General features: G+C 68.4%; 13 protein-coding genes. 9 read left to right on the top strand and 4 right to left on the bottom strand.

The window, feature by feature from the left end; genetic code table 11:
- Positions 1 to 29 precede the first annotated feature (29 nt).
- The 7 genes from K309_RS0102330 to K309_RS0102300 are packed head-to-tail and all read left to right on the top strand — an operon-like array spanning position 30 to position 6193.
- Complete coding sequence (locus tag K309_RS0102330; RefSeq protein ID WP_029044912.1) at positions 30 to 1175, top strand: thiolase family protein; 1146 nt, start codon at positions 30 to 32, stop codon at positions 1173 to 1175.
- Between the two features lies 1 nt (position 1176).
- The gene (locus tag K309_RS0102325) at positions 1177 to 1941 is read left to right on the top strand and encodes an SDR family oxidoreductase (protein WP_029044911.1); all 765 of its coding nucleotides are present in this window, start codon (positions 1177 to 1179) and stop codon (positions 1939 to 1941) included.
- Positions 1942 to 1950: 9 nt separating this feature from the next.
- Entirely contained in the window at positions 1951 to 2754 is an 804-nt protein-coding gene (locus K309_RS0102320; RefSeq protein WP_029044910.1) for an enoyl-CoA hydratase/isomerase family protein, read from the top strand.
- 32 nt (positions 2755 to 2786) lie between these two features.
- Complete coding sequence (locus tag K309_RS0102315; protein WP_029044909.1) at positions 2787 to 3770, top strand: tripartite tricarboxylate transporter substrate binding protein; 984 nt, start codon at positions 2787 to 2789, stop codon at positions 3768 to 3770.
- Complete coding sequence (locus K309_RS0102310) at positions 3767 to 4282, top strand: PaaI family thioesterase (protein ID WP_232232300.1); 516 nt, start codon at positions 3767 to 3769, stop codon at positions 4280 to 4282. The genes K309_RS0102315 and K309_RS0102310 overlap by 4 nt, the downstream gene beginning before the upstream one ends.
- A 1-nt stretch (position 4283) precedes the next feature.
- Positions 4284 to 5516 (top strand): CaiB/BaiF CoA transferase family protein, encoded by a 1233-nt coding sequence (locus K309_RS0102305; protein ID WP_029044907.1) that lies wholly within the window; start codon positions 4284 to 4286, stop codon positions 5514 to 5516.
- Complete coding sequence (locus K309_RS0102300) at positions 5513 to 6193, top strand: nitroreductase (protein WP_029044906.1); 681 nt, start codon at positions 5513 to 5515, stop codon at positions 6191 to 6193. Before K309_RS0102305 ends, K309_RS0102300 begins: the two co-directional genes overlap by 4 nt.
- A 6-nt stretch (positions 6194 to 6199) precedes the next feature.
- Here K309_RS0102300 and gcvA read toward each other — a convergent pair whose 3' ends face one another.
- Positions 6200 to 7096 carry a transcriptional regulator GcvA gene (gene gcvA / locus K309_RS0102295; RefSeq protein ID WP_029044905.1) on the bottom strand — a complete coding sequence of 299 codons (897 nt, stop codon included), beginning with the start codon at positions 7094 to 7096 and terminating at the stop codon, positions 6200 to 6202.
- Positions 7097 to 7287: 191 nt separating this feature from the next.
- Here gcvA and K309_RS0102290 point away from each other — a divergent pair, with 191 nt between their 5' ends.
- Positions 7288 to 8181: an oxidoreductase gene (locus K309_RS0102290; RefSeq protein WP_029044904.1), complete on the top strand. Its 894-nt coding sequence runs from the start codon at positions 7288 to 7290 to the stop codon at positions 8179 to 8181.
- 204 nt (positions 8182 to 8385) lie between these two features.
- Positions 8386 to 10449, top strand: a complete 2064-nt coding sequence (gene fusA, locus K309_RS0102285) for an elongation factor G (protein ID WP_029044903.1) — start codon at positions 8386 to 8388, stop codon at positions 10447 to 10449.
- Between the two features lie 24 nt (positions 10450 to 10473).
- Here the strand turns inward: fusA and K309_RS0102280 are convergent, their stop codons facing one another.
- From K309_RS0102280 to paaK, 3 genes are all read right to left on the bottom strand, one after another.
- A complete protein-coding gene (locus K309_RS0102280) occupies positions 10474 to 12138 on the bottom strand; it encodes a cation acetate symporter (RefSeq protein ID WP_029044902.1) in 1665 nt (554 codons plus the stop codon).
- Positions 12135 to 12443 carry a DUF485 domain-containing protein gene (locus K309_RS0102275; protein ID WP_029044901.1) on the bottom strand — a complete coding sequence of 103 codons (309 nt, stop codon included), beginning with the start codon at positions 12441 to 12443 and terminating at the stop codon, positions 12135 to 12137. The genes K309_RS0102280 and K309_RS0102275 overlap by 4 nt, the downstream gene beginning before the upstream one ends.
- A 255-nt stretch (positions 12444 to 12698) precedes the next feature.
- The gene (gene paaK / locus K309_RS0102270) at positions 12699 to 14048 is read right to left on the bottom strand and encodes a phenylacetate--CoA ligase PaaK (RefSeq protein ID WP_029044900.1); all 1350 of its coding nucleotides are present in this window, start codon (positions 14046 to 14048) and stop codon (positions 12699 to 12701) included.
- Between the last annotated feature and the right edge of the window lie 41 nt (positions 14049 to 14089).

Here is a 14089-nt window from a genome sequence, read left to right as displayed (position 1 = left end):
ATAGAACGCAGAAGGAAAGGGAAAGCAACATGCAGGACATCTACATCCATGGCGGCGCGATGACGCCGTTCGGCCGCCACCCCGGCGTGCTGGCGCCGGAACTGGCGCAACAGGCCATCCTCAAGGCGCTGGCCGACGCCGACGTGCCGGCCAGCCGCATCCAGGCGGTGTATTGCGCCAATGTGCTGGGCGGCATGATCCTGGGCCAGCTGATCGTGCGCGACCTGGGGCTGAAGGGCATCCCGGTCTACAACATCGAGAACGCCTGCGCCAGCGGCGCCACCGGCGTGCACCTGGCGCGGCACGCGCTGCTCGCCGGGCAATATGACACCGTGCTGGTGTTCGGCATCGAGCAGCTCACCGCGCTCGGTGGCGGCACCATCCCGCTGCAGCGCAACGACCACAAGACGGAGCTCTACGCCAAGGCCGGCATGGTGCTGCCCGCGGTGTATGCGATGCGCGGCACGCGCTTCCTGCACGAGCGCGACGCGTCGCCCGCCGACCTGGCGGAAGTGGCGGTCAAGAACCGCTACAACGGCTCGCTCAACCCGTATGCGCAGCAGCGCAAGGCCACCACCGTGGAAGAAGTGCTCGGCTCGCGCATGATCGCCGACCCGCTGACGCTGCTGCAGTGCTGCCCGTCGCAGGTCGATGGCGCCGCCGCGGTGGTGCTGAGCACGCGCCGTCCGGCGCAGGCGCGTCCGGTCAGGGTGCTGTCGTCGGTGGTGGTGTCCGGCCTGCGCGAAGAGGCCGACGACGACATCCTCGACGCCGAGATCACCGCGCGTGCCGCGCGCCAGGCCTATGAACAGGCCGGACTGGGGCCGCAGGACGTCGACGTGGTCGAGCTGCACGACGCCTTCACCATCGCCGAACTGCTTTACTACGAAGCGCTGGGCCTGGCCGAACCGGGCGAAGCGGTGTCGCTGCTGAAGTCCGGCGCGACCCGGCTGGGCGGCCGCGTGCCGGTCAATCCCAGCGGCGGCCTGCTGGCAAAAGGCCACCCGCTCGGCGCCACCGGCGTGGCGCAGATGGTGGAGATCCTGTGGCACCTGCAAGGGCGCGGCGGCGAGCGCCAGGTCGACAACGCCCGCGTCGGCCTGACGCAATGCACCGGCGGCGGCATCGCGGGCGTGGACCACGCCGCGTCTTCCGTCCACCTGCTGGGAGTCTGAGATGAGTACGCAACGATTCGATCCCACGCATGTGGCCGTGGTCACGGGCGCCGCGCGCGGCATCGGCCTGGGTATCGCCACGCAACTGGCGCGGCAAGGACTGACCGTGGCACTGCTGGACCGCGATGGCGGTGCGCTGGACGAGGCCGTCGGCACGCTCGCCGCCGCGGGGCTGAATGCCTTCGGCGCCACCGCCGACCTGACCGATTCCGCCGCCGTCAACGACGCCTTTGCGCAAGTCGCGGCACGCGCCGGCCGCGTCGACTACCTGGTCAACAACGCGGGAGCCGTGCGCGACATGCGCTTCCTGAAGATGACCGACGACGACTGGGACCTGGTCATCGATACCAACCTGCGCTCGCAGTTCCTGTGCTGCCGCGCGGCGCTGCCCGGCATGGTCGAGCGCGGCTACGGGCGCGTGGTCAATATCTCGTCGCGGGCCTGGCTGGGTGGCTTCGGACAGGCCAACTACTCGGCGGCCAAGGGCGGCGTGGTCAGCCTGACGCGCTCGCTGGCGATCGAGTTCGCCGGCAAGGGCATCACCGTCAACGCGGTCGCGCCCGGCATCGTCGATACGCCGCTGTTCCGCGGCTTTGCGCCGGAGGTGCAGGCGCGGCTGCAGAAGTCGGTGCCGGTGCAGCGCATCGGCACCGCCGACGATATCGCCAATGCGGTCAGCTTCTTCCTCGACCCGCAGTCGTCGTACGTGACCGGCCAGACGCTCTACGTCTGCGGCGGGCGCAGCCTGTCGTCGCCCAGCGTGTAAGGAGGCGCCATGACCATCCAACGCCACATCGAAGGCGCGGTCGCGGTGCTGACCATCGACCGGCCTGACGCGCTCAATGCGCTCGACGTGACCACGCTGCGCGAACTGCGCGCGCACCTGGCCGAGGTGCGCGACCGCGACGACCTGCGCGTCGCGGTGCTGACCGGCGCCGGCACGCGCGCCTTCTGCGCCGGGGCGGACCTGAAGGGCACGCGCACCTCCGCCGCCACCTACCCCGAGGCGCTGTTCCGCGCGCCGGAGCAGGCCGCGGACCTGGGGCTCTATATCCGGCTGATGGACCTGAGCGATCTCGGCCTCGGCAAGCCGCTGGTCGCGGCGGTCAACGGACACTGCCTCGGCGCGGGGCTGGAGATCGCGCTGCAGTGCGACTTGCGGATTGCGTCGACGCAGGCGACATTCGGCCTGCCCGAAGTCGCGGTCGGCTCGATCCCGGCGGTGTCCGGCCTGCACCGGCTGCTCAAGGCCGTGCCCGCGGCGCATGCGATGCAGATGGTGCTGACCGGCGAACGGATCGATGCCGCGCACGCCGCGCGCATCGGCCTGGTCACCGAAACGATGGCGCCCGATGCCTTGCTCGACCGCGCGCTGGCGCTGGCCGCGCGCATCGCCGCCAACGCGCCGCTGGCGGTACAGGCGGTCAAGAAGCTGTCGCGGCAGACCAGCCACCTCAGCGAAGCCGACGCGCAGCAGCTCACCGAACTCTACTGGGGCGTGCTGCGCGACACCGCCGACCGCGTTGAAGGCCGCCAAGCCTTCGCCGAAAAGCGGCAACCCCACTACACGGGCCGCTGACCGGCCCGACAAGAACCACACAGGAGACAACCATGGCAGGAATCCTCCGAATCATGCGCGCGGCAATGGCCGGCGTGCTGTCGGTCACGGCGCTGAGTGCGGCGGCACAGGCGCCCTACCCCACGCAGAAGCCGATCACGCTGGTCGTGCCGTTCGCCCCGGGCGGCGGCAACGACATCCTGGCACGCGCCATCGCTCCCAAGATGGGCCAGTTGCTGGGCCAGACCATCGTGATCGAGAACAAGCCCGGCGCCGGCGGCAACCTGGGCGCCGACTACGTCGCGCATGCCGCGCCGGACGGCTACACGCTGGTGATCGCGTCGAGCCAGATCACGATGAACCCGTTCCTCGGCATGAAGATCCCGTTCCAGGTCGAGCGCGACTTCGAGCCGGTCGGGCGCATCGCGTCGGTGCCGATCATGCTGGTTGCCAATCCCGACCAGCCTTTCCGCACGCTGCAGGAGTTCATCCAGTACACCCGCGCCAACCCGGGCAAGCTCAGCTACAGCAGCCCGGGGCCCGGCACGCCGCAGCACCTGGCGGGCGAGGTCTTCGCCAAGCTGAACAAGACCGAGCTGCTGCACGTGCCTTACCGCGGCACCGGCCCGTCGATCACCGACCTGATGGGCGGCCAGGTGCAGATCTCGTTCGCCACCTTTGCTTCGTCGATCCAGTTCGTGCGCGCCGGCAAGCTGCGCGCGCTCGGCATCGCCGGCAAGAAGCGCAGCGCGCTGATGCCCGACCTGCCCACCTTTGCCGAAGCCGGCATCGTCGGCTACGACGCGGAACTCTGGTACAGCCTGCTGGCGCCGGCACGCACGCCCAAGGCCGTGGTCGACAAGGTCAACGCCGCGCTGGTGGCTGCACTGAAGTCGCCCGACGTTGCCGGGCAACTGGCAAAGCAGGGCTTCGAGCCGCAGGCCTCCACGCCGGACGAACTGAAGGCGTATATCGGCAAGGAAATGTCGCGCTGGCAGCGCGTGATCCAGGACAACAACATCAAGGTGGCGCTGTGAACGCGCCCGCTGCTCCCGTCGATCCCGTCGATCCCGTCGATCCCGTCGATCTCGTCGATCCCGTCGATCTCGTCGATCTCGTCGATCTCGTCGATCTCGTCGATCGCGCCATGCCGCCGCCCGCCGACAACCCGCTGCTGGACTACCTTGGCATCCGCCTGGCCAGCGTCGGCGACGGCCGCTGCGCCTTCGAGCTCGACATCGAGCCGCGCCACCTGAACCGGCAGGGCAGCGTGCAGGGCGGCGTGATCGCCACGCTGCTCGACGCCGCGTGCGGCTACGCCGGCCTGCCGACCGGCCCCGACGGCGCCCTCGGCCACGCCGTGACGGTGATGCTGGCCATCAGCTACCTCAGCAAGGCCAACGCGGGCCGGCTGCGCGCCACCGCCACGGTGAGCCGCGCCGGCAAGAGCCTGTACTTTGCCTCGGCCGAACTGGCCACCGATGCCGGCGTGCTGGTCGCCACCGCGCAGGGCACGTTCAAACGATCCCGCATCCTTCCGGAGAGCTGACATGCTGCGCGACGCACTGGACGGCCTGACCGTCATCGACTTCACCCAGATCGGGGCCGGGCCTACCTGCACCATGCTGCTGGCCGACATGGGCGCCAGGGTCATCAAGGTAGAGCCGCCTGGCGGCGAACTGGGCCGCGGGCTCGGCCCCGGCTGGCTGGGCGACGACAGCGCGCTGTTCCACGGCTTCAACCGCAACAAGCTGGGCGTGGCACTGGACCTGAAATCCCCCGAGGGACTCGCGGTGGCGCGCCGGCTGGTCTCGGAAGCCGACATCGTGGTGGAAAGCATGCGCCCCGGCGTGATGGAGCGCCTCGGGCTGGGCCATGCCGAGCTGTCGGCGCTGAACCCATCGCTGGTCTACTGCTCGATCTCCGCCTATGGCCAGGACGGCCCGTATGCCGGCCGTGCCGGCGTCGACGGCATTATCCAGGCCGATTCGGGGCTGATGAGCCTGATCGGCCTGCCCGACGGCGAGCCGTGCAAGGTGCAGGCGCCAGTGGTCGACGTGATGACCGGCTATGTCGCCTGTGTCGGCATCCTCGGCAAGCTGGCGCAACGGGCGCGCGACGGCCAGGGCGGGCATCTCGACGTCAGCCTGCTCAACGCCGCGCTGGCACTGCAGCAATCGTCGCTCACCAGCTATTGCGCCGACGGGCAGCTGCCGGAACGTGCGGGCAGCGCGGCGCCCTACTCGGCGCCCAACCAGGCCTTCCGCACGGCGGACGGATGGATCATGGTCGCCGCCTACATGCCCGAGCGCTGGCGCCGGCTGTGCGACGTGCTGGGCCTGCCGGCGCTCGCCGACGATCCGCGCTTCGCCACTTCGCCGCTGCGCGTGGCCAACCGTGGGGCAATGGTCGAGGCACTGACCAGCGTGTTCGTGACCCGCTCCACCGATGTATGGCTGGCGCTGCTGCAGGACGCCGACATCCTGTGCGCACGCGTCGCCACCTATGAAGACCTGATGGCGCACCCGCAGGTGGCGGCCAACCGCATGGTGCAGCGCATCCCGCACGAAACGCTGGGGGAGGTCCGCATGCCCGGCTTCCCGATCAACAGCGCGCAGGAAAACGCGCTGCCGGCGCGGCCGGCGCCGGCGTGCGGGCAGCACACGCAAGCGGTGCTCGCGGAACTTGGCTTCAGCGCGGCACAGATCGCCGCCTTGCAGGCGCGCGGCGCGGTCCATTGTGCCAATGCCATCGATGCACCGCTTGCGGCAACGGCATCATGAACCGCGCCGACATCATCGCCGCGCTCCACGCCCGCCGCAGCGTGCGCGGCTTTCTCGATACGCCGGTGCCGCGCGAGACGGTGGCGGCAATCCTGGCCGACGCGGCGCGCAGCCCGAGCGCGTCGAACACGCAGCCATGGCGTGTCCATGCCTGCGCCGGCGCCGTGCGCGACCGGCTCAGCGATGCCCTGCTGGCGCTGCACGACAGCGGCGGCGACGGCCATTGCGAGGAATACGTCTACTACCCGCCCGCGTGGCGCGAGCCCTACCTTGCACGCCGCCGCACGCTGGGCAAGGCGCTGTATGGCCTGCTCGGCATCCCGCGCGGCGACGCCGCCGGCATGGCGCGGCAGTACGCGCGCAACTACGCGTTCTTCGGCGCGCCGGTGGGGCTGTTCTTCACCATCGAACGCGGGCAGGGACAGGCGGCGTGGCTGGATCTCGGCATGTTCCTGCATGCGGTGATGATGGCGGCGCTGGGGCACGGCGTGGAGACCTGCGCGCAGCAGGCGTTCGCGCGCTACCACCGGGTCATCCGCGCGCAGCTTGCCATTCCCGACAGCGAAATCGTGGTGTGCGGCATGTCGCTCGGCTATGCCGATCCCGCCGAGCCGGCCAACCGGCTGCGCTCCACGCGCGAGCCGGTGGAGGCATTTGCCCGCTTCGCCGGATGGTGAGCGGCGCTATCCCTGCGTCTCGCACTGCGCAAGCAGCCACTCGCGGAACACCGCCATGCTGGCGCTTTCCTTGCGGTCGGCGGGTGTCAGCAGGTAGTAGGTGAAATCACCCATGTCGACCGCCTGGCGGAATGGCGCGACCAGTCGCCCTGCCTCCAGGTCGGCCGCGACCAGGAAGCGCTGGGCGATGGCAAAGCCCTGCCCTTCCACCGCCGCCGCGTACGCCATGGCGGAACTCTGGAAGGTCATGCCGCTGCGCGCATCGACCTGCGTGTCGGCGCGCGCAGCTTTCAGCCAGTGCGCCCAGTCGTCCGGACGCGCAATCGAATGCAGCAGCGTCTGGTGCTGCAGGTCGGCAGGCTTCTTCACCTTCGGGCTGCCGGCCGCAACGCCGGGGCTGCAGACCGGCACCAGGATGTTGGACACCAGCCGGTAGGTATTCACGCCGCTCCACTTGCCGTCGCCAAGGCGGATCGCGCCGTCGATGTCTTCCTTGCGGAAATCGACGGGGTCCAGCGACGCGGTCAGCAGCACCTCGATGCCGGGATTGGCCGCATGAAAGCTCGACAGCCTCGGGATCAGCCAGCGCATGGCGAAGGTGGTGTAGGCGCGCACCTTGAGCTGCTTGCGCTTCGCGCGCTTGCTGAGCCGCCGCGTGGCCTCGCGCAGGTCGTCCATGGCCCGGGTCACCGCGCGGTAGTAATCCTCGCCGGTACGGGTCAGGGAGATCTGCCGGTGGCCGCGATGCAGCAGCTGCACGCCCAGCCCTTCTTCCAGCGCGCGGATCTGGCGGCTGACGGCGCCCGGCGTCACGTGCAGCTCTTCCGCGGCGGTGGTGATGCTCAGGTGCCGGGCCGCCGCTTCAAAGGCGCGCAGGGCGTTCAGGGGAGGCAGTTTGTCCATGCCGGCGAGTCTGCCACACGCTTGAGAAATGCTCAATCGAGGTCACGCGCGTTTATTGACAACTTTTGGTTGTCTTTGAATCTAGATTGCACCGCCTAGTGTTGCGGACCGTGCGCGCCTAAATTTGTCTCCGTGGCCCCCGCCATCAGACATCGCAGTCAAACCGAGCACCACGCCAAAGGAGATTCACCATGTCCGCCAACACCACCATCGCTGCCAACACCGCTACCAATGCCACCAACGCCGGCAAGGTCTGGTTCATCACCGGCGCCTCGCGCGGCTTCGGTATGGAACTGACCCGTGCCGCGCTGGCCCGCGGCGACCGTGTCGTCGCCACCGCGCGCCGCCCCGAAACGATCACCGATGCCGTGGGCGCGCACGACAACCTGCTCGCCGTAGCGCTCGACGTCACCAGCGAGGCGCAGGCGATCGCCGCCGCGGAGGCCGCCGTGGCCCGCTTCGGCCGCATCGACGTGCTGGTCAACAACGCCGGCTACGGCCTGCTGGGCGCGGTGGAGGAAGCGTCGGCGCGCGAAGTCGAGCAGCAGTTCGCCACCAACGTCTTCGGCGTGCTGAACGTGACGCGCGCGGTGCTGCCGCAGATGCGCCGCCAGCGCAGCGGCCATGTCGTCAATATCTCTTCGATCGGGGGCTATGCGGCCTATCCGGGCTGGGGCGTCTACGGCGCCACCAAGTTCGCGGTGGAAGGACTGACCGAAGCGCTCGACGCCGAGCTGGCGCCGCTGGGCGTGCGCGCCACCGTGGTCGAGCCCGGCTTCTTCCGCACCGACTTCCTCGATGCCAGCTCACTGGTCCGCGTCGGCACCGAAATCGCCGAATACGCCGAAACCGTCGGCGCGATGCGCGGCCACATGGCATCGGCCAACCACCAGCAGCCCGGCGATCCCGCCAGGCTCGCCGTGGCGCTGCTCGCCCTTGCCGACAGCGGCAACCCGCCGGTGCGCCTGCCGCTGGGCTCGGATACGGTGGCCCGCATCGCCGAGAAGAACCGCAAGGTGGAAAGCGAGCTGGCCGCATGGCATGCGTTGGCGGTCTCGACCGATCACGCCGACGGGCGCGCGTGATCCTGCTGCAGCGCAGCAGTCCGCGAATTGCTGCGCTGCAGCCAGGCGGTTAAGCGAGTGCGGTCGGCCGGCCAAGCGCCGCCCGCACCACTTCACGCCCTTGCCCATATCAGGCTTTGTCACGATGCCGACACTGGCATATGTCGTTTCCGGCAAATTTAGCCAATAATGCCCTGACAGCCATTGCCGGACGAGAGAGCCACCATGCACGACAGTCCCGATGCCATCCGCACCGTTGCCCTGCTCGGGCATGCGGGATGCGGCAAGACCTCGCTGGTCGAAGCGCTGCTGCACAAGGGGGGTGCGCTGCATACCCCGGGCAGCGTGGAGCGCGGCAACACGGTCAGCGACAATGATCCTCTTGAGCGCAAGTACAAGCGCTCACTCAGTTCCGCCATCACCCACGTCGACTTCCGCGACACCCGCATCTACCTGCTCGATACACCGGGGTACCCCGATTTCTCCGGCCTTGCGATCAGTGCGCTGGCGGCGGTCGAGACCGCGGCCATCGTCATCAACGCGCAGACCGGGATCGAGATGACCACGCGCCGCGCCATGGCCTGGGCGCAGGCGCGGCAACTGTGCCGGATGATCGTCATCAACGGCATCGACGGCGAGAAGGTCGACCTGCCGGGGCTGCTCACCGAGATCCAGGAGGCGTTCGGCAAGGAGTGCCTGCCCATCAACTTGCCGGCGGGCAACGGCGGCAAGGTGGTGGACTGCTTCTTCAATCCGGCCGGCGAGTCGGATTTTTTATCGGTGGCGTCGGCGCATGAAGCGCTGATCGACCAGGTGATCGAGATCGATCCCGAGCTGATGGAGCTGTACCTGGAGCAAGGCGAGGCCATCACGCCCGAGCAACTGCACGCCCCGTTCGAGCGCGCGCTGCGCGAGGGACACCTGGTGCCGATCTGCTTTACCTCTGCCGCCACCGGGGCGGGCATCGAGGAACTGCTCGATGTCTTCGTGCGGCTGCTGCCCAATCCCACCGAAGGCAACCCGCCGCTGTTCTACCGCGTCACCGGCCAGGACACCGAAGGCACTGAAAAGCGCAAGGCGGTGCGTGCCGAGCCGGTACCGGACAAGCACGTGCTGGCGCATGTGTTCAAGGTGGTGGTCGATCCCTATGTCGGCAAGCTGGCGGTGTTCCGCATCCACCAGGGCACGGTCACGCGCGACAGCCAGCTCTATATCGGCGAGGGCCGCCAGCCGTTCAAGGTGGCGCACCTGCTGTTGCTGCAGGGCAAGGAGACGCAGGAAGTGCCGCGCGCCGGCCCGGGCAATATCTGCGCGGTGGCCAAGGTCGATGAACTGGGTTTCGACGCGGTGCTGCATGACGCCACCGAGGATGGCGACATCCACCTGACGCCGCTGGAGTTTCCCACGCCGATCTACGGCCTGGCGATCGAGCCGGCGCGGCGCGGCAACGAGCAGCGGCTGGCCGAGGTGCTGCACAAGCTCAGCGCCGAAGACCCGTGCCTGCGCGTCGAGCATCCTGCCGGCACCAACGAGACCGTGGTGTTCGGGCTGGGCGAGTTCCACCTGCGCTGCGCGCTGGAGCGCCTGACCGAGCAGTACAAGCTGGAAGTCGCCACGCGGCCGCCGAAGATCGCGTATCGCGAGACCATTGCCGGCAAGGCCGAGGGCCACCATCGCCACAAGAAGCAGACCGGCGGCGCCGGCCAGTTCGGCGAAGTGATGCTGCGCGTGGAGCCGCTGCCGCGCGGCGAGGGCTTCGAGTTCGTCGATGCGGTCAAGGGCGGCGCGATTCCCGGCCAGTTCATTCCGGCGGTGGAGAAAGGCATCCGCCAGGTGCTGGAATGCGGGCCGCTGGCCGGCTTCGCGATGCAGGACGTACGCGTGACCGTGTACGACGGCAAGAGCCATCCCGTCGATTCCAAGGAAGTGGCATTCGCCACTGCGGGGCGCAAGGCGTTTATCGATGCGGTGATGAAGGCGCGCCCCAGCGTGCTGGAGCCGATCGTCGAGATCGAGGTCACGGTGCCGGGCACGGAGATGGGCGACGTCATCGGCGACCTGTCCGCCAAGCGCGGCCAGGTGCATGGCACCCGCGCCGGCGCCGGCAACAGCGTGATCGTTGCCGGGCAGGTGCCGCTGTCGGAGCTGAACGACTACCAGTCACGGCTGAACAGCATGACCGGCGGCCACGGCAGCTACACCATCCAGTTCAGCCATTACGACAACGTGCCGCCGGGGCAGCAGGAGAAGATGGCGTCCCGCCACAAGGCGCAGCAGGACACCGACTGAGCGCGCGGCTGGCGCAGTGCTGGCTCAGTGCTGGCTGGCACCGGCCGCGCCGATGCCGGTCATGGCGCGCACGAACTGCGCGCCGTAGCGCTGGCGTTCGGCGCTCGCCTGCGCCGAGCGGTCCAGCACCGACACCAGCCAGGCGGCGGCAAACGCCAGCGTCATCGAGAACAGCGCCGGGTTGGCATACGGGAAGATCGCCTGCTGGTGCTTGAGGATACCGACCCACACGGTCGGGCCCAGCACCAGCAGCACCACCGCCGACACCAGCCCCGCCAGGCTGCCCGCCACCGCGCCGCGCGTGGTCAGCCCCTTCCAGAACATCGACAGGAACAGCACCGGGAAGTTGACCGACGCGGCGATCGCCAGCACCAGCCCGGACAGGAAGGCGATGTTCTGCTTCTCGAACATCACGCCCAGCACCATTGCCAGCACGCCGATCACCAGCGTGGCGATCTTCGACACGCGGATCTCGTCCTTCTCATTGGCCTGCCCGCGGCGGAACACGTTGGCGTACAGGTCATGCGACACCGCCGACGCGCCCGACAGCGCCAGCCCCGCCACCACCGCCAGGATGGTCGCGAATGCCACCGCCGAGATAAAGCCGAGGAACAGGTCGCCGCCGATCACGTGGGACAGGTGCACAGCCACCATATTGCTACCGCCGATCAGCTTGCCCGCCGCGTCGCGATAGGCCGGATCCGCCCCCACCATCACGATCGCGCCGAAGCCCACCACCAGGATCAGCACGTAGAAATAGCCGATGAAGCCGGTGGCGTAGAGCACGGATTTGCGCGCCTCTTTGGCATCCGCCACGGTGAAGAAGCGCATCAGGATGTGCGGCAGGCCGGCGGTGCCGAACATCATGCCGACACCCAGCGAAATCGCATCGATCGGGTTCGACACCAGCCCGCCCGGCGAAAGGATCGCGGTGCCCTTGTCATGCACCTTGGCCGCGCTGGCGAACATCGCTTCCGGGCTGAAGCCGAAATAGGCCAGCACCATCACCGCCATGAAGGTCACGCCGCCGAGCAGCAGCAGCGCCTTGATGATCTGCACCCAGGTGGTGGCGAGCATGCCGCCGAACATCACGTACAGCACCATCAGCGCGCCGACGATGACCACCGCCGATTCATAGCTGGTGCCGAACAGCAGCTCGATCAGCTTGCCGGCGCCGACCATCTGCGCGACCAGGTACATGATGACCACGGTCAGCGTGCCGCACGCGGCGGTGATGCGCACCGGCTTCTGCGCGAGCCGGTACGAGACCACGTCGGCAAAGGTGTAGCGGCCGAGGTTGCGCAGGCGTTCGGCGACGATGAACAGGATGATCGGCCATCCGGCCACCACGCCGAGCGCGTAGATCAGCCCGTCGTAGCCCTTGTCGAACATCATGGCCGAGATGCCGAGGAACGACGCGGCCGACACCATGTCGCCGGCAATCGCCAGGCCGTTCTGGAAGCCGGTGAGACCGCCGCCGGCCGCATAGAAGTCCGACGCCGAACGGGTGCGCCGCGCGGCCCAGCGGGTGATGCCGAGCGTGAACAGGACGAACAGCAGGAACATCACGATGGCGCTCCAGTTCAGCGGCCGCTGCGCGGCTTCGCCCTGGATCGCGGGGGCCGCCGTGGCGGCGGTGGCTGCCAGCCAGCACAGGGCGGCGCCGAGGAAACGGTGTACCGGCTTCATGCTTGGCACTCCTTGCGCACGCGTTCGTTGAGCGGGTCCAGGTCGCGGTTGGCGCGGTGGACGTAGATCGCGGTCAGCAGCACGGCGGCGACGATCACCGCCACGCCGACGGGGATGCCAACCGTCATGACGCCTCCGGCAACCGGCGTGCCGAGCGTGGCGGGCGAGAAAGCCAGCAGCAGGATGAAGCCGAAGTAGACCGCCAGCATGATCAGCGTCAGCGACCAGCCCAGGCGCGTGCGTCCGTGGATCAGGCGGATAAAGTCGGGGTGGTTCTGGATGGATTCGAGTTGTCGCGCGTCCATGGTTGTCTCCTTTGGCGCAGGGGTGGCGTGGCGGCTCTGGGTGGCTGCCATCAGTTGGATTTCGTTCGTTATGTCTTGAATGTCGCCGGTTTGCTCCCCTCTCCCGCGCGCGGGAGAGGGGCCGGGGGTGAGGGCAGGCGTGTGGCAAGTGCGATGCGGCTGCACTTCGTGGAAATTCCCACCCTCACCCCCACCCCTCTCCCGCTTGCGGGAGAGGGGAGCCTGTGCTGGCGATGGTAGTGAAGCGTAGCGCTGTCAGATCGCACCCACCGGCTGTTCGTGCGTGACCTTCGGCCGCATGTCCAGCACGCGCCGTGCCTTGCCAACCGTGGTGCGCTCGATCCCCTCGGCCGCCACCACCTGCACCCGCGTGGTCACGCCGACATAGGTCTTGATCTGGTCCTTCAGATCCCGCTCCAGCGCCGCCCGGTCATCCGCCGACAGCGACGAAGACCGCTCCGGCCGGGCCTCGACCCGCACCTCCAGCTTGTCGAGATGCCCGTCGCGCGTCACCACCAGCTGGTACTGCGGCGCCAGCGCCGGCGCCTTCAGGATCAGTTCCTCGATCTGCGACGGGAACACGTTGACGCCACGGATGATCAGCATGTCGTCCGACCGTCCGGTGATCTTGCCGATGCGGCGCATCGAACGCGAAGTCGGCGGCAGCAGCCGCGTCAGGTCACGCGTGCGATAGCGGATCACCGGCAGCGCCTCCTTGGTCAGCGAGGTGAACACCAGCTCGCCCTCCGCGCCATCGGGCAACACCTCGCCGGTCACCGGGTCGATGATCTCGGCATAGAAATGGTCTTCCCAGATCACCGGGCCATCCTTGCTCTCGATGCATTCGCAAGCCACGCCCGGCCCCATCACTTCGGACAGGCCATAGATGTCCACCGCGTCGATGCCCGCGCGCGCCTCGATCTCCGCGCGCATCGCGTCGGTCCAGGGCTCGGCGCCGAAGATGCCGACCTTCAGCGAGCTTTCCGACGGGTCCATGCCCTGCCGCTCCATCTCTTCGATCAGGTTCAGCATGTACGACGGCGTCACCATGATGATGTTGGGCTGGAACTCGCGGATCAGCTGTACCTGTTTCTCGGTCTGTCCGCCCGACATCGGGATCACCGTGCAGCCCGCCTTCTCGGCGCCGTAGTGCGCGCCCAGCCCGCCGGTGAACAGCCCGTAGCCATAGCTGACATGGACCAGGTCGCCGGCGCGCCCGCCCGCGGCGCGGATCGAGCGCGCCACCACGCTTGCCCAGGTATCGATATCCTTCGCGGTATAGCCGACCACGGTCGGCTTGCCCGTGGTGCCGCTCGACGCATGCACGCGCGCCACCTGCTCGCGCGGCACCGCGAACATGCCGAACGGATAGTTGTCGCGCAGGTCCTGCTTGGTCAGGAACGGGAACTTCGACAGGTCCGACAGCGACTTCAGGTCGTCCGGATGCACCCCAGCCGCCTGGAACGCCTTGCGGTAATGCGGCACGTTGTCGTAGGCATGGCGCACGCTCCATTTGAGCCGTTGCAGCTGCAGCGCCTGCAGTTCGTCGCGGCTGGCGCGCTCGATCGGCTCCAGCTCGTTAGGGTTGGGGTTGCGTTGCACCATTGTCTACTCCATCTCGTTATGATGGCGCCGCGTGCGAGGGG

It is taken from the genome of Cupriavidus phytohabitans (genome assembly GCF_000426345.1).
Classification (GTDB): domain Bacteria; phylum Pseudomonadota; class Gammaproteobacteria; order Burkholderiales; family Burkholderiaceae; genus Cupriavidus.
Note: the sequence above shows the minus strand (reverse complement) of the source record. Positions and strands in the feature narration are given on the sequence as shown.

What these genes read in the sequence shown, in the direction of transcription:
- K309_RS0102330 (WP_029044912.1), top strand. Translation starts at nt 30, where the DNA reads ATGCAGGACATCTACATCCATGGCGGCGCGATGACGCCGTTCGGCCGC.
- K309_RS0102325 (WP_029044911.1), top strand. Translation starts at nt 1,177, where the DNA reads ATGAGTACGCAACGATTCGATCCCACGCATGTGGCCGTGGTCACGGGC.
- K309_RS0102320 (WP_029044910.1), top strand. Translation starts at nt 1,951, where the DNA reads ATGACCATCCAACGCCACATCGAAGGCGCGGTCGCGGTGCTGACCATC.
- K309_RS0102315 (WP_029044909.1), top strand. Translation starts at nt 2,787, where the DNA reads ATGGCAGGAATCCTCCGAATCATGCGCGCGGCAATGGCCGGCGTGCTG.
- K309_RS0102305 (WP_029044907.1), top strand. Translation starts at nt 4,284, where the DNA reads ATGCTGCGCGACGCACTGGACGGCCTGACCGTCATCGACTTCACCCAG.
- K309_RS0102300 (WP_029044906.1), top strand. Translation starts at nt 5,513, where the DNA reads ATGAACCGCGCCGACATCATCGCCGCGCTCCACGCCCGCCGCAGCGTG.
- gcvA (WP_029044905.1), bottom strand. Translation starts at nt 7,096, where the DNA reads ATGGACAAACTGCCTCCCCTGAACGCCCTGCGCGCCTTTGAAGCGGCG.
- K309_RS0102290 (WP_029044904.1), top strand. Translation starts at nt 7,288, where the DNA reads ATGTCCGCCAACACCACCATCGCTGCCAACACCGCTACCAATGCCACC.
- fusA (WP_029044903.1), top strand. Translation starts at nt 8,386, where the DNA reads ATGCACGACAGTCCCGATGCCATCCGCACCGTTGCCCTGCTCGGGCAT.
- K309_RS0102280 (WP_029044902.1), bottom strand. Translation starts at nt 12,138, where the DNA reads ATGAAGCCGGTACACCGTTTCCTCGGCGCCGCCCTGTGCTGGCTGGCA.
- K309_RS0102275 (WP_029044901.1), bottom strand. Translation starts at nt 12,443, where the DNA reads ATGGACGCGCGACAACTCGAATCCATCCAGAACCACCCCGACTTTATC.
- paaK (WP_029044900.1), bottom strand. Translation starts at nt 14,048, where the DNA reads ATGGTGCAACGCAACCCCAACCCTAACGAGCTGGAGCCGATCGAGCGC.